This is a genomic window from Pseudomonas sp. FP2254 (assembly GCF_030687695.1).
Taxonomy (GTDB): Bacteria; Pseudomonadota; Gammaproteobacteria; order Pseudomonadales; family Pseudomonadaceae; genus Aquipseudomonas; species Aquipseudomonas quebecensis.
In genome coordinates, this window is the sequence record NZ_CP117444.1 from 3,220,572 (window position 1) to 3,241,149 (window position 20,578).

At 61.3% G+C, this 20,578-nt stretch carries 21 protein-coding genes; 14 read left to right on the plus strand and 7 right to left on the minus strand.

Annotation, left to right across the window (positions count from 1 at the left end; all coding sequences use genetic code 11):
* On the plus strand, positions 1–426 hold the full coding sequence (locus PSH94_RS14695) for a GNAT family N-acetyltransferase (RefSeq protein WP_305434998.1): 426 nt from the start codon (positions 1–3) through the stop codon (positions 424–426).
* A gap of 32 nt (positions 427–458) precedes the next feature.
* Here PSH94_RS14695 and PSH94_RS14700 read toward each other — a convergent pair whose 3' ends face one another.
* Positions 459–1,673, minus strand: coding sequence for a YgcG family protein (locus PSH94_RS14700; RefSeq protein WP_305435000.1), 1,215 nt, complete (start codon positions 1,671–1,673; stop codon positions 459–461).
* Positions 1,674–1,802: 129 nt separating this feature from the next.
* On the opposite strand from PSH94_RS14700, the gene PSH94_RS14705 reads away from it, so the two are divergent.
* Genes PSH94_RS14705 through PSH94_RS14715 form a run of 3 tightly spaced genes read left to right on the plus strand, consistent with a single transcriptional unit; the run spans position 1,803 to position 4,284 of the window.
* The gene (locus PSH94_RS14705) at positions 1,803–2,618 is read left to right on the plus strand and encodes an alpha/beta fold hydrolase (protein WP_305435002.1); all 816 of its coding nucleotides are present in this window, start codon (positions 1,803–1,805) and stop codon (positions 2,616–2,618) included.
* Positions 2,608–3,750, plus strand: coding sequence for a PAS domain-containing sensor histidine kinase (locus tag PSH94_RS14710; RefSeq protein ID WP_305435003.1), 1,143 nt, complete (start codon positions 2,608–2,610; stop codon positions 3,748–3,750). Before PSH94_RS14705 ends, PSH94_RS14710 begins: the two co-directional genes overlap by 11 nt.
* Positions 3,751–3,783: 33 nt before the next feature.
* Entirely contained in the window at positions 3,784–4,284 is a 501-nt protein-coding gene (locus PSH94_RS14715) for an AAA family ATPase (protein ID WP_253508128.1), read from the plus strand.
* Between the two features lie 167 nt (positions 4,285–4,451).
* Here the strand turns inward: PSH94_RS14715 and PSH94_RS14720 are convergent, their stop codons facing one another.
* On the minus strand, positions 4,452–6,053 hold the full coding sequence (locus PSH94_RS14720) for a murein L,D-transpeptidase (protein WP_305435005.1): 1,602 nt from the start codon (positions 6,051–6,053) through the stop codon (positions 4,452–4,454).
* Between the two features lie 39 nt (positions 6,054–6,092).
* Between PSH94_RS14720 and PSH94_RS14725 the strand changes: the two genes are divergently transcribed.
* On the plus strand, positions 6,093–6,806 hold the full coding sequence (locus PSH94_RS14725; protein ID WP_181076789.1) for a murein L,D-transpeptidase catalytic domain family protein: 714 nt from the start codon (positions 6,093–6,095) through the stop codon (positions 6,804–6,806).
* 30 nt (positions 6,807–6,836) lie between these two features.
* Positions 6,837–7,583 (plus strand): creatininase family protein, encoded by a 747-nt coding sequence (locus PSH94_RS14730; RefSeq protein WP_181076787.1) that lies wholly within the window; start codon positions 6,837–6,839, stop codon positions 7,581–7,583.
* A 48-nt stretch (positions 7,584–7,631) separates the two neighbouring features.
* Here the strand turns inward: PSH94_RS14730 and PSH94_RS14735 are convergent, their stop codons facing one another.
* Both PSH94_RS14735 and PSH94_RS14740 read right to left on the minus strand, forming a co-directional pair.
* Positions 7,632–7,973: a hypothetical protein gene (locus PSH94_RS14735; protein WP_305435008.1), complete on the minus strand. Its 342-nt coding sequence runs from the start codon at positions 7,971–7,973 to the stop codon at positions 7,632–7,634.
* A 34-nt stretch (positions 7,974–8,007) separates the two neighbouring features.
* Positions 8,008–8,652 carry an ATPase gene (locus PSH94_RS14740; protein WP_253508131.1) on the minus strand — a complete coding sequence of 215 codons (645 nt, stop codon included), beginning with the start codon at positions 8,650–8,652 and terminating at the stop codon, positions 8,008–8,010.
* Between the two features lie 130 nt (positions 8,653–8,782).
* On the opposite strand from PSH94_RS14740, the gene PSH94_RS14745 reads away from it, so the two are divergent.
* Positions 8,783–9,055, plus strand: a complete 273-nt coding sequence (locus PSH94_RS14745) for a hypothetical protein (protein WP_181076782.1) — start codon at positions 8,783–8,785, stop codon at positions 9,053–9,055.
* Here PSH94_RS14745 and yfcF read toward each other — a convergent pair.
* The gene (gene yfcF, locus PSH94_RS14750) at positions 9,030–9,662 is read right to left on the minus strand and encodes a glutathione transferase (protein ID WP_305435011.1); all 633 of its coding nucleotides are present in this window, start codon (positions 9,660–9,662) and stop codon (positions 9,030–9,032) included. The genes PSH94_RS14745 and yfcF overlap by 26 nt on opposite strands.
* Before the next feature lie 95 nt (positions 9,663–9,757).
* Complete coding sequence (locus PSH94_RS14755) at positions 9,758–10,318, minus strand: DUF924 family protein (RefSeq protein WP_266247831.1); 561 nt, start codon at positions 10,316–10,318, stop codon at positions 9,758–9,760.
* 111 nt (positions 10,319–10,429) lie between these two features.
* On the opposite strand from PSH94_RS14755, the gene PSH94_RS14760 reads away from it, so the two are divergent.
* Complete coding sequence (locus PSH94_RS14760; protein WP_305435013.1) at positions 10,430–11,584, plus strand: DUF1624 domain-containing protein; 1,155 nt, start codon at positions 10,430–10,432, stop codon at positions 11,582–11,584.
* Positions 11,585–11,658: 74 nt separating this feature from the next.
* Here the strand turns inward: PSH94_RS14760 and metE are convergent, their stop codons facing one another.
* On the minus strand, positions 11,659–13,947 hold the full coding sequence (metE, locus tag PSH94_RS14765; protein ID WP_305435015.1) for a 5-methyltetrahydropteroyltriglutamate--homocysteine S-methyltransferase: 2,289 nt from the start codon (positions 13,945–13,947) through the stop codon (positions 11,659–11,661).
* 190 nt (positions 13,948–14,137) lie between these two features.
* On the opposite strand from metE, the gene PSH94_RS14770 reads away from it, so the two are divergent.
* The 6 genes from PSH94_RS14770 to PSH94_RS14795 all read left to right on the plus strand — a co-directional run bounded on the left by PSH94_RS14770 (position 14,138) and on the right by PSH94_RS14795 (position 20,572).
* A complete protein-coding gene (locus tag PSH94_RS14770) occupies positions 14,138–15,781 on the plus strand; it encodes a diguanylate cyclase (protein WP_253508142.1) in 1,644 nt (547 codons plus the stop codon).
* Between the two features lie 20 nt (positions 15,782–15,801).
* Positions 15,802–16,272, plus strand: coding sequence for a GNAT family N-acetyltransferase (locus PSH94_RS14775; protein ID WP_305435016.1), 471 nt, complete (start codon positions 15,802–15,804; stop codon positions 16,270–16,272).
* Between the two features lie 227 nt (positions 16,273–16,499).
* Positions 16,500–17,597: a carboxynorspermidine decarboxylase gene (locus tag PSH94_RS14780; protein ID WP_181076771.1), complete on the plus strand. Its 1,098-nt coding sequence runs from the start codon at positions 16,500–16,502 to the stop codon at positions 17,595–17,597.
* 28 nt (positions 17,598–17,625) lie between these two features.
* Positions 17,626–18,870: a saccharopine dehydrogenase family protein gene (locus tag PSH94_RS14785; RefSeq protein WP_253508146.1), complete on the plus strand. Its 1,245-nt coding sequence runs from the start codon at positions 17,626–17,628 to the stop codon at positions 18,868–18,870.
* 219 nt (positions 18,871–19,089) lie between these two features.
* Entirely contained in the window at positions 19,090–19,857 is a 768-nt protein-coding gene (mddA, locus tag PSH94_RS14790) for a methanethiol S-methyltransferase (RefSeq protein WP_305435019.1), read from the plus strand.
* Positions 19,858–20,332: 475 nt separating this feature from the next.
* Complete coding sequence (locus tag PSH94_RS14795; RefSeq protein WP_305435021.1) at positions 20,333–20,572, plus strand: DUF6124 family protein; 240 nt, start codon at positions 20,333–20,335, stop codon at positions 20,570–20,572.
* The last annotated feature ends 6 nt before the right edge of the window (positions 20,573–20,578 follow it).

Consider the following 20,578-nt stretch of genomic DNA (forward strand, 5'->3'; position numbering starts at 1 on the left):
ATGACCGCAGCGCTTATTGAAATCAGCGACCAACCCAACCCCGACGCCGAGCGTATTCTCGGCAACGGCCTGGCCGCGTTCAACGAAGGTATCACCGGCTACAACGACCGCCTGCCGCTCACGGTATTGATCAAGGACCCCGATACCGATCAGGTCATCGGTGGCATCACCGGCAAAACCACCTTGGGCATGGCCTTTCTCGACCTGTTCCACTTGCCCGAGACCCTGCGCGGCACAGGCCTGGGCAGCCGGTTGCTGCACGCCTTTGAGGATGAAGCCCGACGCCGGGGTTGCCTGAATGCCGTGCTGTACACCCTCAGCTTCCAGGCCCCGGGGTTTTACGAGAAGCATGGCTGGGTGCGGTTCGGGGAAATACCCTGTGCGCCACAGGGCAGCAGCCGCCTGTTTCTGTCTAAGCAACTGTAACCGGGACAAGCGCCTCGCCGAAAAGCCTGCCGTCACCAGCTCCCCGAAGCCCCGCCGCCACCGCTGGAACCACCATCGCCGGAAGAGCTGCTGGAGTCTGAGCTTGAATCTGAACTCGAACTCGAACTCGAGCTTGAATCCGAGTCCGAACTCGATCCCGAACCGCCACTGCTCTTGATGAAAATGAACAACGCCGCAAACGACGCGATTGGGAATGCAAACAGCCAGCTGTTGCGCCCAAGGTCCATCAACATTCCCGCCGCCCCATACACCGCCACCGCTGCCAGCAACCGCGCGATAAAACCCACGCGGCTTTGCTGCCACGCCATCCTCATGACCACGAACAGGGCCAGGTACAACCCCAGCACCACCAACGCGCCCACCGGATACGCCAGCCAATGGATAAAGTCGACGTCGGCGTACCAATGATTCACCACGACCAATCCCAGGATGTAAACCAGCAGGCCAATGACGCCATAAAACACAGCGCGCGCCAGCCACAATGCACCGAATGTCGCGCCACCGATCAGCATGACCAACGGCATCACCAGCAGGAACAGCAACCCGTCGCGGCCGCCACCAAAAACCGCCAGCAGCACGGTAACCGCCACCGCGGCGATCAAGGCACGCCGCCAGTGCAGTTTGCCGGCGGCAAGCAGTACGCCGCCGATGGCACCCGTGATAAAGGCCAGCAACAGCGCGATGATCTGGGGGTTAAGGTCTGGCTTGGCGACTTGGGGCAAGTCACCACCGTCCACCAGCACAACCAAGTCATTGACGCCCTGGGTAACGCCACCCGCATAGTCGCCCTGACGAAACGCCGGGGTGATGTGCTCCTCGATGATGCGGTGCGCCAGCAGATCGGTGACGGTGCCCTCAAGGCCATAGCCCACTTCGATGCGCACCTTGCGGTCATCTTTGGCCACCAGCAGCAGGATGCCGTCGTTGACGTCCTTGCGCCCCAGCTTCCAGGCGCGGAACAGTTGGTTGGTGTAATCCTCAAGGTCCGCGCCGCCGAGCGTGGGTATCAACAGCACGGCGACTTGCGCGCCTTTGCGTTGTTCCAGATCGGCCAGTTGCTGTTTGAGACGCACGGTGGTGGAGGCGTCAAGCGTATGGGTAAGGTCGATCACCCGCTGGTCCAGGGCGACACCAATGGCCGACGTCTGGGCGTGAGCCGTCGCCAACAGGCTGGCGCACACAAGCAACAGCAGACTCAAGGCGGATTGCCGCAACCGACGCATCATAATTTGTTACCCGAGGTTTCTTCCTGAAGGCGCCGACTTTACTCTATCGGCGCTATAACGCGTGACCCAAAGCGTTTGACTATCTAAAATGGCCGCCAATAGCAATACGCCATAATTTTCGAGATGCCCATGGATTTACGTCACCGCAATAACGTCAACGTCATGGGCAACGGGACCTCGACCCTGGTGTTCTCCCATGGTTTTGGCTGCAACCAGGCCATGTGGAACGATCTGGTGCCGGCGTTTCTAGAGCACTTTCGCGTGGTGCTGTACGACTTGGTGGGCGCGGGCCTGTCGGACCTCAGCGCGTTCGACAAAACCCGGTACGCCACGCTGGACGGCTACGCCCGCGACTTGAACGAGATTATCGACGCCTATGCCGAAGGCCCGGTGATTCTGGTCGGGCATTCGGTCAGTGCGATGATCGGCACCCTCGCCGACCGCCTGGCGCCAGGACGTATCGCAGCCCATGTGATGATCGGGCCGTCGCCGCGCTATATCGATGACGAGGGTTACATCGGTGGATTCAAGCGCAGCGACATCGATGAACTGCTCGACACCCTCGACAGCAACTACCTGGGCTGGTCCAGCGCTATGGCGCCCGTGATCATGGGCGCACCTGAGCAACCGGCGCTCAGCGACGCCCTGACCGACAGTTTCTGCCGCACCGAGCCGGAGATCGCCAAACACTTTGCGCGGGTGACGTTTACCTCGGACAACCGCCAGGACGTAATCGGCCTGGCTACCCCGGTGTTGATCCTGCAATCGAGCGACGACCTCATCGCCCCGGTGGCGGTGGGCGAATACCTGCACCGTGTGTTGCCCAACAGCACGTACTGCCTGGTGGACAACGTCGGCCACTGCCCGCACATGAGCGCACCCCAGGCATGCGCGGCGGCCATGCACGGTTTCCTGGCGCGGTGGACGGCCACCCGTGCCGGCTGACGTGTTCGACAGCGCCGCCTGCGCCCTGGCCGTTACCGGCGAAGATGGCACGATCCTCAAGGCCAATGCGCGCTTCGGCGATTGGCTGGGGTTCAGCACCGCCGAGCTGTGTGCGCGCAGGTTTCAGGACCTGCTGACCATGGGCGGGCGAATCTTCCATCAGACCCACCTGGCACCGATGCTGCGCATGCACGGCAGCATCACCGAAGTGAAACTGGACATCCTGCACCGCGACGGCCACAAGGTGACCGTGCTGCTCAACGGCAATAAACGCGTGCAGGCCGATACGGTGGTGTACGACCTGGCCCTGTTCGGCACCACCGACCGTGACAAGTACGAGCGCGAACTGCTGAACGCCCGCAACCTGGCCGAAGCGCTGCTGCAGGAAAAAACCGCCACAGAGCTGGCGCTGCAGAACGCCCAGGCCGAGTTGAACGCGGCCTATGCCATCTCCCAGCGCCGCGCGGTGTTCGCCGAGCAGATGATGGCGATCGTCAGCCACGACCTGAAAAACCCGCTGACCGCGATCCGCATGGCCTCGGACTTTCTCAGCCGCAGCGAACGCACCGCCAAGGAGCGTCAGCTGCTGGGGCATATCGGCCAATCCTCCGAACGTGCCCAGCGCATGATCGCCGACCTGCTGGACTTCACCCAGGCGCGGGTCGGCCACGGCATCGTGATCAAAGCCGCGCCACTGGACCTGCACCAGGTGATTCAGCGCGCGGTGGATGAACTGCGCGTGGCCTTCCCCAAGGCCACCCTGTTGCATTGCACCGAAGGCAGCGGCCAAGCGTGCCTGGACGCCGACCGCGTGCAGCAGATTATCGGCAACCTGGTGGCCAACAGCGTGGCGTATGGCGATCTGCAGGAGCCCATCACCATTACCTCGCATCTTGGCGACAACGCAGGTGCGGTGTCGGTGCATAACCACGGCGCCCCCATCCCGCAGGCCTTGCTCGAAGGGCTGTTCGAACCCATGACCCGCGGCACCGACCAGGGCAGCGATGTACGCAGCGTGGGCCTGGGGTTGTACATCGTGCGCGAATTGGCCAAGGTGCACGGCGGGGATGTGGCGGTGAATTCCTGCGCGGCCGCCGGCACTACGTTTACGGTGACGTTTCAGAACACGTAGGCGCTGGCCACTGAACTATCCAAGGACCACACCATGCTCATCGTCTTCAGCGGATTGCCCGGCACCGGCAAAACCACCATCGCCCATGAACTGGCGCGGCGGCTCAACGCGGTTTACCTGCGGATCGATGTGATCGAGCAGGCCATTCGCGATGCCGAGGTGCTGGCGGGTGATGTGGGGGCCAGCGGTTACGGCGTGGCCAATGCCGTCGCGCTGAGCAATCTTCTGTTAGGGCATCGGGTGATCGCCGACGGCGTCAATCCAGTGCGGGAAAGTCGTGCGGCGTGGCAGGCGGTGGCCCTGGCGGCGGGCGTTAAGTTAGTGGATGTACAGGTGATTTGCTCCGATCGGCAGGCACATCAAGGCCGGGTTGAAAGGCGCACCGGGGATATCCCCGGCCTGACGCCACCCACTTGGCACTCGGTGATGACCCATGAGTATGAAGCCTGGGCGCAAGCGCCGTTGACCGTCGACACGGCGACGCTGTCCGCGACCGAGGCGGTTGAAACGCTGCTCGCTCATCTAGGGCGATAAGTGGAATCGCGGTGGTGTTTTTGGGGCCGCTTCGCGCCCCGGCGCGGGGCAAGCCCGCTCACCACTTATAGCCACCCTGAGCACGCTTTTGCAGTGAGCTTTTAGGTGATGAGCGGGCTTGTCGCATCGTCGCACCTCCCGCGCTGGGGCGCGAAGCGGCCCTATATTCAGAGCACGCTGCCCATCGCCTTCATCAGCACCAGGTCCCGCCCGTAGATATCCGGCGCGTACACCAGGCCGCCCTGGCGGTCCACTTCCACTGTCCAATAGCCCAGCAGTACCGGCACCGGGGTAGCCAGGCGAAATTCATGGGTCACGCCGGTGGCCAGCAGTTCGTCGGTGCGAGCGCGCTCGGCAGGACTGACCAGCAGGTCGCGCAGCAGCAACGGTTGTTCAACCCGCACGCAGCCGGAGCTGAACGCGCGCGGGCCCTTGGTGAACAGCGGCTGGCTGGGGGTGTCGTGCAGGTACACCGAGTAGGGGTTGGGAAAGCGCATCACGATTTTGCCCAGCGGATTGCGCGGGCCGGCTTCCTGGCGCAGCAGGATGTTGCCGGGGTGTGCCCAGTCGATCTGTTCCGGGGCCAGCGGCTGGCCTTGGGCGTCGAGCACCTGCAGGTTCTGCTGGCGCAGGTATTCGGGATTGAGGCGAATGGCCGGAAGTTTGTCCTCGCGCATAATCGTGGGCGGGATGGTCCAGGTGGGGTTGAGCGTCAGCCGGGTGATGCGCGATTTGAGCAACGGTGTCTGGCGCTCGGCGCGGCCCACTTGCAGACGGGTTTGCCACACGGGGATGCCGCTCTGATAGACGCTCAACTGTGCCGCGGCGACGTTGACCAGCACGCCTTCGGGCTCCAGGTCCTGGGCCAGCCAGCGGAAGCGTTCGAGGTTGATGCGCAACTGCTCGCGACGCACCGCCGGGCTGAGATTAAGTTCGGCAACCGTGCCGGCACCGATCACGCCATCGGCCTGCAATGAATGGCTGAGCTGAAAGGCTTTGACCGCGTCTATAAGCTCCGCGCGGTATTGCTTGCCGACGCCCTGGGGCTCAGCGGCCAGGTAGCCGCCGTCGTAGAGACGCCGTGCCAGCTGCGGCACCCGCGTGTCTTCCATGCCGGGGCGCAACAACGGGCCACTGCCCACGGCGTCCCAATGCGGCAACGGTTGCAGGCGCACGCTCGCATAGGCATTGCGCAGGCTGCGATACAGATCGGCGCCGGGGCGCGCTTGATCGAACGCCTGGGCCATGTCCTGCAGGCCCACCGCAGCAAGGGCGAGCACTTCAACGTCGGGGTCGCGGGCAGGCGGCTGGGAATGCCACAGCGGTTCGAAGCGTGATTGTTGCAATCGTCCGTAGTGCAGGTCCTGCAGGGCCTGCAGGTAGTGGCGGCTGCTGTCGATATCGCTGCACAGCACGTTAGCCGTGGCATCCACGGCAGGCAGGCTATAGTGGGAAGGGTCCAGGCCGTCGTCGGCGAGCAGTTGCAGTTGGGCGTGCAAGGCTTGGCGACGGGCTTCGTCGGACCACAACGCGACATCACCTTGCTGCTGATAAAAGGCTTGCAGGCGCCCCTGTGCGGCGGCGTCGATCTGCGGCGCAAGGCCGGGGCAGACACTGGGCAACTGCGCCAGCGCCTGCTGCACGGGCGCCAGGTCGACCGGTGCCGGCGTCGTCACCGGCAAGGGCTCGACCGGCAGCGCGTCGGCCGTGGCGACCAATGGTGCAACGAGCAAGCAAATGCTCAAGTAACATGCGTGTTTTTTGAACAATGCTTTAGCTCCAATCCACAGTGGGGGGTTGTACTGTAGATGCTGACTTTCCTGTGCCGCCTCGGCCTGATGGCCGCAAGCCTGGCTGCGTTGAGTAACTCTGTGCTCGCCGCCAATGGCAACGTGCCTTCCTTGTATAACAGCCTGGCGCGATCGGCTCCAGAACTCAATCCCACTGTGCTCAAAAGCGCCCTTAACGCGGTGCAATGTGCAGTCAGCAACGGCGAAGAACGCTCCGAACGCCTGGCCGTGATCGATTATTCCCAACCTTCGACCGCCCGTCGCCTGTGGATCTTCGACCTGCGCAAGAAAACCCTGGTGCTGCGCGACCTGGTGGCCCACGGCGCCAAGTCCGGGGAAAACTTCGCCACCCAGTTCTCCAACCTTGAAGGCAGCCACCAGTCCAGCCTTGGCCTGTTCCGCACCCAGGAAAGTTACCTGGGCACCCATGGTTATTCACTGCGCATGGACGGGCTGGAGCCGGGGTTCAATGACTCGGCCCGCGACCGCGCTATTGTGATTCATGCCGCCGATTACGTCAGCCCACTGTGGAGCAAGCGCGAAGGCCGTATTGGCCGCAGCCAGGGTTGCCCGGCCGTGCGCCCGCAAGTGGCGCGTCAAGTGGTGGACAAGCTCAAGGACGGCCAGTTCATGTTTTCGTGGTATCCCGACCAGCGCTGGTTGAAGTCTTCCACTTACCTCAATTGCAAGCCCCAACAGGTGGCCAGTAGTCGTACAATCCGTGGCGGTTAGCCTGTCCCCACCGATTAAAGAGAGCACCCCATGCTTCTACATAAGTCCACCTGGATCGAGATCGAGCAGTTTCTGCAGCGCAGCCGCACGGTGGTGGTGCCCATCGGTTCCAACGAGCAGCACGGCCCGACCGGTCTGCTGGGCACCGACTGGATGTGCCCGGAAATCATCGCCCATGAGGCACAACGGCACGCCGACCTGCTGATCGGCCCCACGTTCAATATCGGCATGGCCCAGCACCATCTGGGGTTTCCCGGCACCATCTCTCTGCGCCCCTCCACTTTTATCGCCGCGATTGGCGATTGGGTGCGCTCGCTGGCCGGGCATGGCTTCGAGAAGATCCTGTTCCTGAACGGCCATGGCGGCAATATCGCCACGATTGAAGCGGCGTTTTCCGAGTTGTACGCCGAAGCCAGCTTCGCCCGGCGTCCGGCCGGGTTCGCGCTGAAACTGGTGAACTGGTGGGATCTGGAGGGTGTCAATGAGCTGGCCCATCGTCAGTTCCCCGTGGGTCATGGCAGCCACGCCACGCCGTCGGAAATCGCAGTGACGCAATGGGCTTACCCGGATGCAATCAAGACAGCCGACTATTCGCCGCAGATCGCCAACACCGGGCCGATCCGCGAAGCGCTGGACTTCCGCGCACGCTTCCCCGATGGGCGCATGGGTTCCGACCCGGCGCTGGCGACGGTGGAAAAAGGCGGGGAACTGGTGGCGTTGGCCGCACAGGGGCTGATCAAAACAGTGCGTCACTTCGCTGACGAAGTTAAACCGTAAATCCGCTTGGCGGGAGGGGCCAGGCCCCTCTCCTATCAGCGCATCGCGTTATTGGCATTCCTTGGCCGCTATCTCCAGGCGCGACGGCGTAATAGTCGACGCCAGCGGCTTGCGCTCATACAAAAACACCTTGGCGCCCTCCCCGGCCTTGTAGGCTTCGAGCACATCGTCGGCGGCAATCCGGCTGGTCAACAGCACTTTGGCGTGACGCGAGTTTTGCGTCACCGTGGAGGTGATAGCGTGTTTTTCCAGCTTGGGCAGCACGCACTGCACATAGCCTTCAGGGGTTTTGGTGGTCTGCAGGGTCAAGCTCGGAGTGTTAGGGGCAGAGACGCAACCGGCCAGCAACAAAGAAGTGAAGGCCGTGGCCGGTACGAAAAAAGAGCGCATGAAAACATCCTGACGATAAAAGTAAAAGTTCATATCAACCCGCACGCATCAGCGCCTTGAGCGATGCATCGAACTGCTTCAAGGCGTCGAGCTGTACATCGCGCTGCTGTTCGATCTGCGCCGCAATCTCCGGCGCAGCCTTGTCGCGCACCCACACCGACGGCACATGACGGTGTACCGAGCCCTCGGCCTTGGCGATGTATTGCAGATCGGCATCATAGAACCGCGCCACAAACCGCGCTTGGACCTGGTCATTACGCGGGGTCAGCAACTGGTTGTGAGTGTCGAGCATCACCACCACATCCGGATGCGCTCGCACCAGGGCATCCAGGTTGTCGTAGACGGTGACCGAGACGAAGCTGCCCTGCAGCGAATGCATCAACCAGTCCATGGCAAGTTCCGGGTCGGAGCTGTTGACGAACGCTGCGCGGATGCGTGAATCGAGGGCATCCTTGGCGCCGTTCAAGGCCATGTCGTGGTAGCGTTCAAGGTAGCTGAGATTGTCGCGGGTGTTGTCGCTCAGCAACACACCCACCGATTGCGTAGGCTGCAGAGAGTCTACGCTACCGACGATAGGTAGCAAATGGCCTGCACGCAGATCGCCGGCAATTGCCGCGTTATTGAGCGCAGCCGCCCCCAGCATCAGAATGATTGAACACAATTGAATAAACGTTCTCATCGCGCATTTCCCTGAACGGCGTGTCGATGAGGCAATTTTGCGCTTATGCGGCAAAAACAGAACTTGCGTTACGTGATGGTGACTATTATCTGAAGCGATAGTGCACCGCTAAAACTATAAGGACCACGCCATGAAGCCCCACCAGAAAACCTTCGACCGCATCCGCGAAGCCGTCCTGCCGGAGTTTCGCGATCGGGTCGCCGATTACCTGGCCGAGTATGAGCAGGTGCTGCAGGATAAGACGGTGGACGCCGACCGGTTCCAGGCCAGCGCGCAGCAGTTGCGCGGCTACCTGCGCGGTTTGAACACCACGCGGGTGTTGGGCATGGCCGATTGGGAAGACCTCGACCGGCGTGCCGCGCAACTGGCCGAGCCGGCTACAGCGCCGGACGTGGCTGATTGACCCACGCCTGCACCGACGGCCGCTGCCACTGGCGCTGCGCATACGCCACCAGCTCGGCGGGCACTGCGTCGCCATTGAGGATCAGGCGGTTAAGCATCACCGCCAGGTCTACATCGGCAATTGACCACTCGCCGCACAGGTGAACCGGGTTATCCGACAGCAGTGCCTGGGCCGCCGCAATCAATTTAGCCGCGGCCGCTTCGGCCACTGGCGACAACGGCGGCATTTTCTGCCCGCAGAACACCACCAGCGTCGAGCGCTCCTGGCGGATCGGCAGCAAATCACTGCGTAACCAGGCCTGTACTTGGCGCGCTTTGGCACGCTGCTTCGGGTCGGTGGGATACACCGGGATAGGCGGGTAAACCTGCTCCAGGTACTCGGTGATCGCGGAGGACTCCGACAAGGCAAAATCCCCCTCGATCAGCGTCGGCACCCGTTGTGTCAGCGACAGCCGCGCATAGTCGGCCGCCTGGTTTTGCCCTGCCTCCAGGTCCAGAGGGATCGTATCGAACGCCAGGCCTTTTTCTTGCAGGGCGACGAAAACCGACATTGCGTAAGGGCTGGTGTAGAGCGAATCGACGTAAAGACGCAACGGTTCGTGGCGCATGGCGATCTCCTTGAAATGAAGCCCTACGCTACGAGATCGACGACGATAAAGACAATGCAGGCTTTTTATGGGGGCATTCCCGGCAGGAATAGCCGTTACCCGGCAAAGCCTCCGGTGTCCAGGAACGCCTGCTCCTCTGCCGTGGTGATCCGCGCCAGCACTTTATTGCGATGGGGGAAGCGCCCAAATCGTTCGATGATGCGCGCATGTTCCTTGGCCCAACGAAAGGTGTTCGCATCCAGCGTCTGATTGAGTTGCAGGGAGCGTTGCTGGTCGGCGCGTTCTTCGGAGTGCTCGAATGGCAGGTAGCAGAAGGCGCGCAACGCCGGTTCAACCTGCTGGTCCAGCCCGGCGTCGAGCATGCGCTGCGCATACAGCCGCGCCAGCGGGTCGGTGGCGAACATATGCGCGGTGCCGCGAAAGGCGTTGCGCGGGAATTGGTCCAGCAGGATCAGCAGGGCCAGCGCGCCTTGCGCCGAGTCCAGCCAACCCTCCAGCTCGCGGCGGGCGGCTTGCAGATGGGTGGCGTAGAACGTGTCCCGGAAAGTGGCGTCGAAGGCTTCGCTCTTGGCGAACCAGCGCTTGGGGCCGGCGGTTTTCCAGAAATCGAGAACGTCCTGGGCGGTGTGACTGGCTGTGGCGTCATGGGGGATCACGGTGGCGGACTCCAGTAAGGCTTAAACAATAACGGTATCAGAAGCACGGCACGACACACTCGAATGTTATAGGATAACACTCCTTCTCAACCGGCCCTGTGACCCTCGCCCATGACCGACGCTGCCCCTGCGCGCCAACGACTGCTCTCCATCGACGCCCTGCGTGGCCTGGTGATTCTGTTCATGCTGCTCGACCATGTGCGCGAGACCTTCCTGCTGCACCGCCAGGTCAGCGACCCGATGAACATTGACAGCACGGAGCCGGCGCTGTTTATCAGCCGCACGCTCGCCCATCTCTGCGCACCGGTGTTCGTATTACTCACCGGGCTCTCGGCCTGGCTGTATGGTCAAAAACACCAAGGGCGGCGCGATGTGTCGGCATTTCTGTTCAAGCGCGGGCTGTTTCTGGTGGTGCTGGAATTTACCCTGGTCAACTTCGCCTGGACCTTCCAGTTACCGCCCAGCGTGATCTACCTGCAGGTGATCTGGGCCATCGGCGTGAGCATGCTCGCCCTGGCCGCGCTGGTGTGGCTGCCGCGCGCGTTGCTGATCGGGCTGGCGCTGCTGCTCATTGCCGGCCACAACCTGCTTGACGGCGTGCACGTCGCAAACGGGTCGGCGCTGCAACACCTATGGGCGATTGCGCATGAACGCAGCTGGATAGACCTCAGCGAGAACCTGCGCCTGCGCGTCACCTACCCAGTGTTGCCGTGGATCGGTGTGATTGCCCTGGGCTACGGCCTCGGCCCGTGGTTTGCGCAGATGACCTCCCAAAGCGTACGCCAGCGTTATCTGTTGTGGGCCGGCGCGAGTGCGCTGGTGGGGTTTGTGGGGCTGCGTGCAGCCAATGGCTATGGCGAAAAACCCTGGCAGGCGTATGACAGCGACGTGCAAACGTTGATGAGTTTTTTTAATGTGACCAAGTACCCGCCTTCGCTGTTGTTCCTGATGCTGACACTGGGGATTGGGCTGTTGCTGTTGCTGGCGTTTGAACGCGCGGGGCATCGACGCTGGATTGGCGTGTTGGCGGTGCTGGGTAGCGCGCCGATGTTCTTTTATCTGCTGCATCTTTATGTATTGAAAGTGCTGTATGTCGCCTGTGTCGCGCTGTTCGGCCTGAACCATGGCAACTACTTCGGCTTCGACACTATCGGTGCGGTATGGCTGCTGGCGCTGGTGTTGCCCTTGGCGCTGTACCCGCCCGTGCGCTGGTTCGCCACGCTCAAAAACCGTCGCCGCGACCTGGCCTGGCTTAAATACCTTTGAGCTGACACCGATCCAGTTGTGGGAGGGGGCAAGTCCCCTCACCACAACAAGCCCCCTCCGCACTTTTTACCGTGTCAAGCCAGCTCGGCGCGCAGTTGGCGGGCCGCGGTGACCATATGAATCAACGCCGCTTCCGTCTCCGGCCAGGCGCGTGTCTTCAACCCGCAATCCGGGTTCACCCATAAGCGCTCGGCGGGGATGCGCCGGGCGGCCTTGCGCAGCAGGTTGGCCATCTCCGAGGCATCCGGCACACGAGGCGAGTGAATGTCATAGACGCCCGGGCCGATGTCGTTGGGGTAATCGAACGCTTCGAAGGCCTCCAGCAACTGCATGTCCGAGCGCAAGGTTTCGATGGTAATCACATCGGCATCCATGGCCGCGATGGACTCGATCACGTCGTTGAACTCGCTGTAGCACATGTGCGTATGGATCTGGGTTTCATCGCGCACGCCAGCGGCGCACAGTCGGAACGCTTCGGTGGCCCAGTCCAGGTACGACTGCCACTGCGCCTGACGCAACGGCAAGCCTTCACGGAATGCCGCTTCGTCAATCTGCACGATGCGGATGCCCGCGGCCTCCAGGTCCAGCACTTCATCCCGAACCGCCAGGGCCAATTGCCGGGCCTGCGCTTCGCGGCTCACGTCTTCGCGCGGGAATGACCACATCAACAGGGTCACCGGGCCGGTCAGCATGCCTTTCATTACCTTGCGGGTCAGGCCCTGGGCGTAGCGGATCCACTCGACGGTCATGGGGTGCGGACGGCTCAGATCGCCGACAATCACCGCCGGTTTCACGCAGCGCGAACCGTAGCTCTGTACCCAGCCGAACCGGGTAAACGCATAGCCGTCCAGTTGCTCGGCAAAATACTCGACCATGTCGTTACGTTCGGCTTCGCCGTGTACCAGTACGTCCAGCCCAAGGTGCTCCTGCACCTCGACTGCGTGGCGGATCTCGCTGTGCATGGCTTCGACGTATTCGGCCTCACTCAACTTGCCTTGCTTGTAGGATTGACGCGCCAGGCGGATCGACGCGGTCTGCGGGAATGAGCCGATGGTGGTCGTGGGAAACAGCGGCAGATCAAGGCCGGCGCGCTGCCGCTCGATGCGCTGGGCAAATGGCGACTGGCGCTGGCTGTCCTCGGCCGTGATGGCGGCTACGCGCGCCTGCACCGCCGGTTTGTGGATACGTGGCGAACCCGCGCGAGCTGCCTGCACGGTGCGGCTTTCAGTGAGTGCGGCGCGCACATTGGCGGCGTCTGGCTGATCGACCGCCTGGGCCAACAGCACCACTTCGGCGCATTTCTGTACGGCAAACGCCAACCAACTTTTCAGCTCGGCGTCGAGCTGGTCTTCACGACCGAGGTCCACTGGGCTGTGCAGCAACGAACACGACGGCGCCACCCACAGCCGATCGCCAAGGCGCTCATGCGCGTGCTGCAGGGTCGCCAACGCCTTTTCCAGGTCGCAGCGCCAGACGTTGCGGCCGTTGACCACGCCCAGCGACAACACTTTGTAGGCGGGCAAACGGTCGAGGATGGTCGGGTACTGGTCCGGCGCGCGCACCAGGTCGATATGCAGGCCGTCCACCGGCAGGTTGGCGGCCAGGCCGAGGTTTTCCTCCAGGCCACCGAAGTAGGTGGCGAGCAGTTTTTTCAGCGGATCGCGCTGGATTTGGTTGTAGGCGCGTTCAAACGCGTTCTTCCACGCCTGCGGCAGGTCGAGCACCAGGATCGGTTCGTCGATCTGCACCCATTCCACCCCCAGTTCCGCCAGGCGCTGGAAGATCTGACCGTACAGTGGCAACAGGCGATCGAGTAAATCGAGCTTGTCGAACTCGCCACCCTTGGCTTTGCCCAGCCACAAGTAAGTCAGCGGGCCAATGATCACCGGCTTGACGGTGTGCCCTAGGTCGCGGGCTTCCCTGACCTCATCGAACAGTTGGTCCCAACCGAGATGGAAGTGCTGGTCGGCGCTGAACTCAGGTACGAGGTAGTGATAATTGGTGTCGAACCACTTGGTCATTTCCTGGGCATGGGCACCGCCGCAGCAGGGGTCGCTGACCCCTCGGGCCATGGCGAACAGAGTATGCAGCGTGGCCTGGCCATCGGCTGGGCGAAAACGCTCGGGGACCACGCCGAACATCAGCGAGTGGGTCAGCACTTGGTCGTACCAGGCAAAATCACCGGCCGGCAACAACTCGATACCCGCCTGTTTCTGCAGCGCCCAATGTGCCTGGCGCAGCTCACGGCCCACGGCACGCAGGCCGGCTTCATCGAGTTCGCCCTTCCAGAAGGCTTCCTGGGCTTTTTTCAATTCTCGGTCGCGTCCAATGCGTGGAAACCCGAGGGAATGAGCGACTGCCATGACGTGCAACTCCAATACAAGTGGTAATGGCGGCTATTGTCGGCAGGTGATCAGAGTGAGACAAACTCATTTTATTTTAGATGAACACAAGATTCGCTCATGTTAACCCCAAAGTCGGGCAAGTCCTGGCTGGCGGCCACCCCTGCATCGGGCATACCATGCGTCAAAATAATTACTCATTTGAGCATTCATGATCAAAACCAGTCTGCGTAGTCACTTGACCCTGTGGTTTGCCGGTTTGTCATTGCTCACGCTGTTGAGTGTCGGATTCTATGTGGGCCATATCGCCACCGGCCAGGTGCGTCAGGCCAGCGGTAATGCCTTGCTCGGCGCTGCTCGTTCCACCGCTGCGCTGCTGGCCATGCAACTGCGCGAACGCCAACTGGAAGTGTCGCTGCTGAGCAAGGCGCCGTTGATGCGCCTGGGCAACTTGGACGCGCCGGATATCCTTACACTGATGGAATTGCGCAGCCAATCGCGCGCCGAGTATGCATGGATGGGCGTGGCCGACACCCAGGGGCGTGTGCATCAGGCGGTCAACGGGCTGTTGGTCAATCAATCGGTGCAGCAACGCCCCTGGTTCCAGGCCGGCATGCGCGGCGAGTACACCGGCGATCCCCACGAAGCGGTGTTGCTGGCCAAGCTGATGCCGGGGTCGCCCAGTGGTGAGCCGTTGCGCTTCATCGACTTTGCCGCGCCGATCCGCAACGCCCAGGGCGAGACGATCGGCGTGCTTGGAGCCCACGCGCATTGGAGCTGGGTCACCCATATCGTCGAGTCGGCCACCCAGCAAAAAGACGCCGTGCCGGACCTGCAAGCGCTGATCATCGACGGCGATGGCAAGGTGCTCTACCCCGAGGCACTCGCCGGCCAACAGATACCCCCAACCCACCTGAACAGCCCCTCCGGCTGGACCTCCGGCAACGGCTACGTGACGGCATCGGTGGCGGTGCCGAGCCCGTCCAATGCCCAGCTGTCGTGGTACATCGTACTGCGCCAACCGCTGGATATCGCCCTGCAACCGGCGCGCGAGTTGCTGTACAAACTGCTGATACTGGGCGTACTCGCCGCAGTGGTGTTCGGGCTGGTTGCCTATTATCTGGCGTCGACCCTCAGCCGTCCGATCGAACGGCTGGCCAAGTCAGCCAAGCAGGTGCAGGACCAGCAGCCCGGCGCGGTGTTTCCCCAGGAACACGCGGTGCTGGAGATCGCCCAACTGGGCCGCTCGCTGGCCGGCATGACCCAATCGCTGTTGAGCAAGGAGCGCGAACTGCAGGAAGCCAACGCGTCCCTGGAGGCCACCGTCGCCCAGCGCACCGCCGACCTCACCCAGGCCAATGCCGAACTGCTTAAACTGGCCACGCACGATGCCCTTACCGGCGTTTATAACCGCCGCCGCTTCGACGAAAAACTCGCGGAAAACAGCCTGCTGTTTCAGCGCACCGGCCGCACCTTCGCCCTGCTGCTGATCGACGCCGACTACTTCAAGCGCATCAACGACACCTACGGCCACGCTATCGGGGATGAGGTGCTTGCGCACCTGGCCTCGGTGATCGAAAAAACGACCCGCGCCACCGATTTCGTCGCCCGTTACGGCGGTGAAGAATTCGCGGTGCTGCTGCCGGAGGTGGACGAACCCGACAGCCCCGAAGTGGTCGCCGAAAAGATCCGCGCCGCCGTGGCAGCGGCAGTGTTTCCTACGGTAGGCCAGATGACGGTGAGCATCGGCATCGGCGTGGCCGAACCCGCCGACCGCGATTCCCTGGCGCTGCTCAAACGCGCGGATCTGCGGTTGTATGAGGCCAAGGCGGCGGGTAGGAATAAAGTGGCGTGAGCTTAGGGGCAGGTGTACGGATGGACCAGATTCTTCAGGCCGACCCAGGCTTTTCAATACGCAGACTCCAGGCACTTGCGGAACCGATTCGTGCGCTGGAAGCCGAAGCAGTGGCCGAGGGCTTTCGTTTTGTGACGCGACTGATCAATGAGTGGGAGCATCGCACCGCGCGATTCGAACGACCCGGAGAGTGCCTGCTGGGCGTGTTCTACCAAGGCCAATTGATTGCCGTCGGCGGTCTGTCCATCGACCCCTATACAGGCCCAGCAGTGGGTCGGCTACGCCGGGTATATGTGACGCGCGCAATGCGTGACCGCAAAGTGGGCAAGACACTGGTGCAGGCGCTGCTGGAGTTCGCAACGCCCAGCTTTCGCACCGTGCGCCTGTCTACCGATACACCTGACGCTGCAGCGTTTTATCTGCGCTGCGGCTTTCATCGAATCAACGATGCCACGGCCACCCACGCGATCAAACTCAAGCGAGCCGGCTGATTGTGGGAGCGCGTGCGTGACAGTCTGGACGCCCCTCAGTCATGCTGGGGAAGGCAAGCTAAGCGAAATCCCGGCGTCAGAGTGGCCCATCATACTGACGGCCTGTCACATTGGCAGGCCAGATTAAAAGTGGCGCAGCAAAATCCGCCCACGAACCTTTCGATCTGTTCCAAGTGCGGGCACAATGCGTGTCCTTTTTTGGCAGGCACCGCCGCAGGCTCTCAAAAATGATCAAAACGCCGTACTACCTCATCGATAAACAGAAGCTTCTGGTCAATATGCAGAAGATTGCCTATGTGCGCGAGCAGTCCGGCGCCAAAGCGCTGCTGGCGCTCAAGTGCTTTGCCACTTGGTCGGTGTTCGACTTGATGCAGCAATACATGGACGGCACCACCTCGTCGTCGCTGTATGAGTTGAAGCTCGGTCGCCAGAAGTTCGAAGGTGAAGCGCACGCCTACAGCGTGGCCTGGGCCGACGATGAAATCGAAGAGATGCTGGAGAACTGCGACAAGATCATCTTCAACTCCATCAGCCAACTGCAGCGCTTTGCCGAACGCAGCGAAGGCAAGACCCGTGGCCTGCGTGTGAACCCGCAGGTGAGCAGCTCCGACTATCTGCTGGCCGACCCTGCGCGTCCGTTCAGCCGCCTGGGCGAATGGGACCCGGTGAAAATCGAAGGCGTGATCGAGCAGATCAGCGGCTTCATGTTCCATAACAACTGTGAGAACGGCGATTTCAGCCTGTTCGACAAGATGCTCGGCACCATCGAAGAGCGTTTCGGCGAACTGCTGCACAAGGTCAAGTGGGTCAGCCTCGGCGGTGGCATCCACTTCACCGGCGAAGGCTATGCGCTGGACGCCTTTTGCGCGCGCTTGAAGGCGTTCTCCGAGAAGTACGGCGTGCAGGTCTACCTGGAACCGGGTGAAGCGGCGATCACCAACAGTGCCTCCCTGGAAGTCACCGTGCTCGACACCCTCTACAACGGCAAAAACCTCGCCGTCGTCGACAGCTCCATCGAGGCCCACCTGCTGGACCTGCTGATCTACCGCCTCAACGCCAAGCTGGCACCGAGCGAAGGCGAACACACCTATATGGTGTGCGGCAAATCCTGCCTGGCCGGGGATATCTTCGGCGAATATCAATTCGATCGTCCGCTGGCCATCGGCGATCGGTTGTCGTTCATCGACACCGCGGGCTACACCATGGTCAAGAAAAACTGGTTCAACGGCCTGAAAATGCCGTCCATCGTAGTGAAACAACTCGACGGTACAGTCGAGGTGGTTCGTGAATTTGGTTACGAAGACTACCTGTCCAGCCTTTCGTAAGCTGGCGGATAAAGGAGAGATAAAGCAATTGAAAAAGAACGTTCTTATCATTGGTGCAGGAGGTGTCGCCAAGGTGGTGGCCCACAAGTGCGCGCAGCACAACGACGAGCTCGGTCGTATTGCTATCGCGTCGCGCAACATCTCCAAATGCCAGGCCATCATCGACAGCGTCAAGGCCAAGGGTAGCCTCAAGGTACCCGCCGATATCCAAGCCTTCGCGCTGAACGCCCTGGACGTGGAAGCGACCAAGGCCCTGATCCGCGAGACCGGCTCGCAGATCGTCATCAACGTGGGGTCCGCGTTCCTCAACATGTCGGTCCTGCGGGCCTGCATCGACACGGGCGTAGCGTACCTCGACACCGCCATCCACGAAGAGCCGGGCAAGGTCTGCGAGACCCCGCCGTGGTACGGCAACTACGAATGGAACCACCTGGAAGAGTGCAAACAGAAGAACATCACCGCCATCCTCGGCGTGGGCTTCGACCCGGGTGTCGTCAACGCGTATGCCGCGCTGGCGCAGCAACAGCATTTCGACCGCATTGATTCGATCGATATCCTCGACGTCAATGCCGGCTCCCATGGCAAATACTTCGCCACCAATTTCGACCCGGAAATCAACTTCCGCGAATTCACCGGACAGGTGTGGAGCTGGCAGAACAGCCAGTGGACCAGCAACACCATGTTCGAAGTCAAACGCACCGACGACCTGCCGGTAGTCGGTTCGCAGAACCTGTACCTGACCGGCCACGATGAAGTGCACTCGCTGTCGAAAAACCTCGACGTGCCCAACGTGCGTTTCTGGATGAGCTTTGGCGAGCACTACATCAACGTGTTCACCGTGCTCAACAACCTCGGTCTGCTGTCCGAAAAGCCGGTCAAAACCGCCGAAGGCCTGGAAGTGGTGCCGTTGAAAGTGGTCAAGGCCGTACTGCCCGACCCGTCTTCGCTCGCCCCTGGCTACACCGGCAAGACCTGCATCGGTGACCTGGTCAAAGGCACCAAGAACGGCCAACCGCGTGAGGTGTTCATCTACAACGTCGCCGACCACGAAGAAGCCTTCGCCGAAACCGACAGCCAGGGCATCTCCTACACCGCCGGCGTACCACCGGTAGCCGCCGCGCTGCTGGTAGCCCGTGGTGAATGGGACGTGCAGCGCATGGCCAACGTCGAGGAACTGCCGGCAGAACCGTTCCTGAAGGCGCTGGACGTGATGGGCCTGCCGACTCGGATCAAGGACGAGCACGGTGATCGTGCGTGGGATGCGATTGCCTGATAGGTAATGGCTGACCGAACAAAAAAATGCGCTCGAAGGGGCGCATTTTTTATTTGGGCGGATACCTATCTCCAAACCACATTGCAATTGCGACGACCAGCCACACCGAGCACTGTCAATTCTCACAGGTTACCGCGCACGCAATACCCGCTAGGCTTAACCATGGAGTGGCTGACCTGCAGGTTTGCTGCCCATTCATCCTGTGGGTAGGGCAGACTCATGAACCTCAACAACAACCGCGCCGCCCGTGCCATCGCACTGGTGTACAGCGCCTGCTGTTACGTGGTGTTCCTAATCACATTCTTATATTTGATCGGCTTCGTCGGCAGTGTGGCGGTGCCCAAAAACATCAACGATGGCCCCCTCCTCGCTTGGCCACTCGCCGTGCTGATCAACTGCGCACTGATCCTGCTGTTCGGCGTCCAGCACACGGTCATGGCACGCAAAGGCTTCAAGCGGTGGCTGGCGGCAGTCATTCCGATGTCCTTTGAACGCTCCACGTATGTACTGCTCAGCAGCCTGGTGCTTGTACTGATGTTCTGGCTGTGGCAACCGATGACGCTCACCGTTTGGGAAGTTGAAACGACGTGGGCCAGGGGCCTATTGATTGGCCTGTTCTGGTTGGGCTGGGGCATCGCTTTACTGGCAACCTTTTTAATCGGCCACTTCGAACTGTTCGGGCTCAAGCAGCCCATCGACCGTTGGCGCAGGGCCACGCCACAGGCGCCAGAATTCAGAACGCCATTGTTTTACAAGATCGTGCGTCACCCGCTGTACCTGGGTTTCCTGATCGCCTTTTGGGCAACACCGCACATGACGGCTGGGCACCTGTTGTTTTCGATGGGGATGACGGTTTACATCTTCATTGGCGCCAGCTTTGAAGAAAAGGATCTGGTGGCGTTGTTTGGTAAGCGGTATCGGCGGTACCAGCAGGAGGTGGGCATGATTTTGCCGTGGGTGAAGTCACGCAAAAAAGACGCTGAATAAACCTTTGTGACGAGCGGGCTGATCGTTCCCACGCTCTGCGTGGGAATGCCGCCCGGGACGCTCCGCGTCCCGCCAAACGGTGCACGGCTTGAGTACCTCGCACTTCGTTCTGCAGCACAACGAGAAAAATCCTGGCCTGCGACGGCAGCGTGGCATTCACTTTCCGCGTTTGCTCTTCTCGGATTTTTCCGACAAGGCTTTCAGGTTGTCGCTCGGAACTTCGCTGACTAACCTCTCCTCCGTCGCTGCCAATTCAGCGACCGGATTTGACCGTCCGACTTCAAAGAGCAACTGCGCCAACACCGAGCTTAGGCGTTTTTTTACGTCTGATGTATCGTGTCGCGGCAGCTGTACGCGGGATACCTTCGGGTATGCCGGTTTTGTTCTTTGGGCCGGTCGGTCAACCCGCGTACAGCTGCCACCCTCTTCGATTGACCGCGAATCGTGGCAGCCCTATTTACAAAGGAGCTTCACCATGATCAAAGACACCCCAAATCCCCCAGATAGACTCTTCACCGTACGCCCCAACCTGGGCACAGAAATCCTGCTGGTCAACGCATCCCAGGATCTATCCTCCATCACCGACATCGCCACGCACCTGGCCTTTGAAATCGACGGTGCACAACGCAATGTCGCGCTGGGCATCTGCCGAATGCTGGAAGGTGTCCAACTGTTGGTAGACAAAGCATTGGATGACGCCCATCCAGCGGCATGACACTCA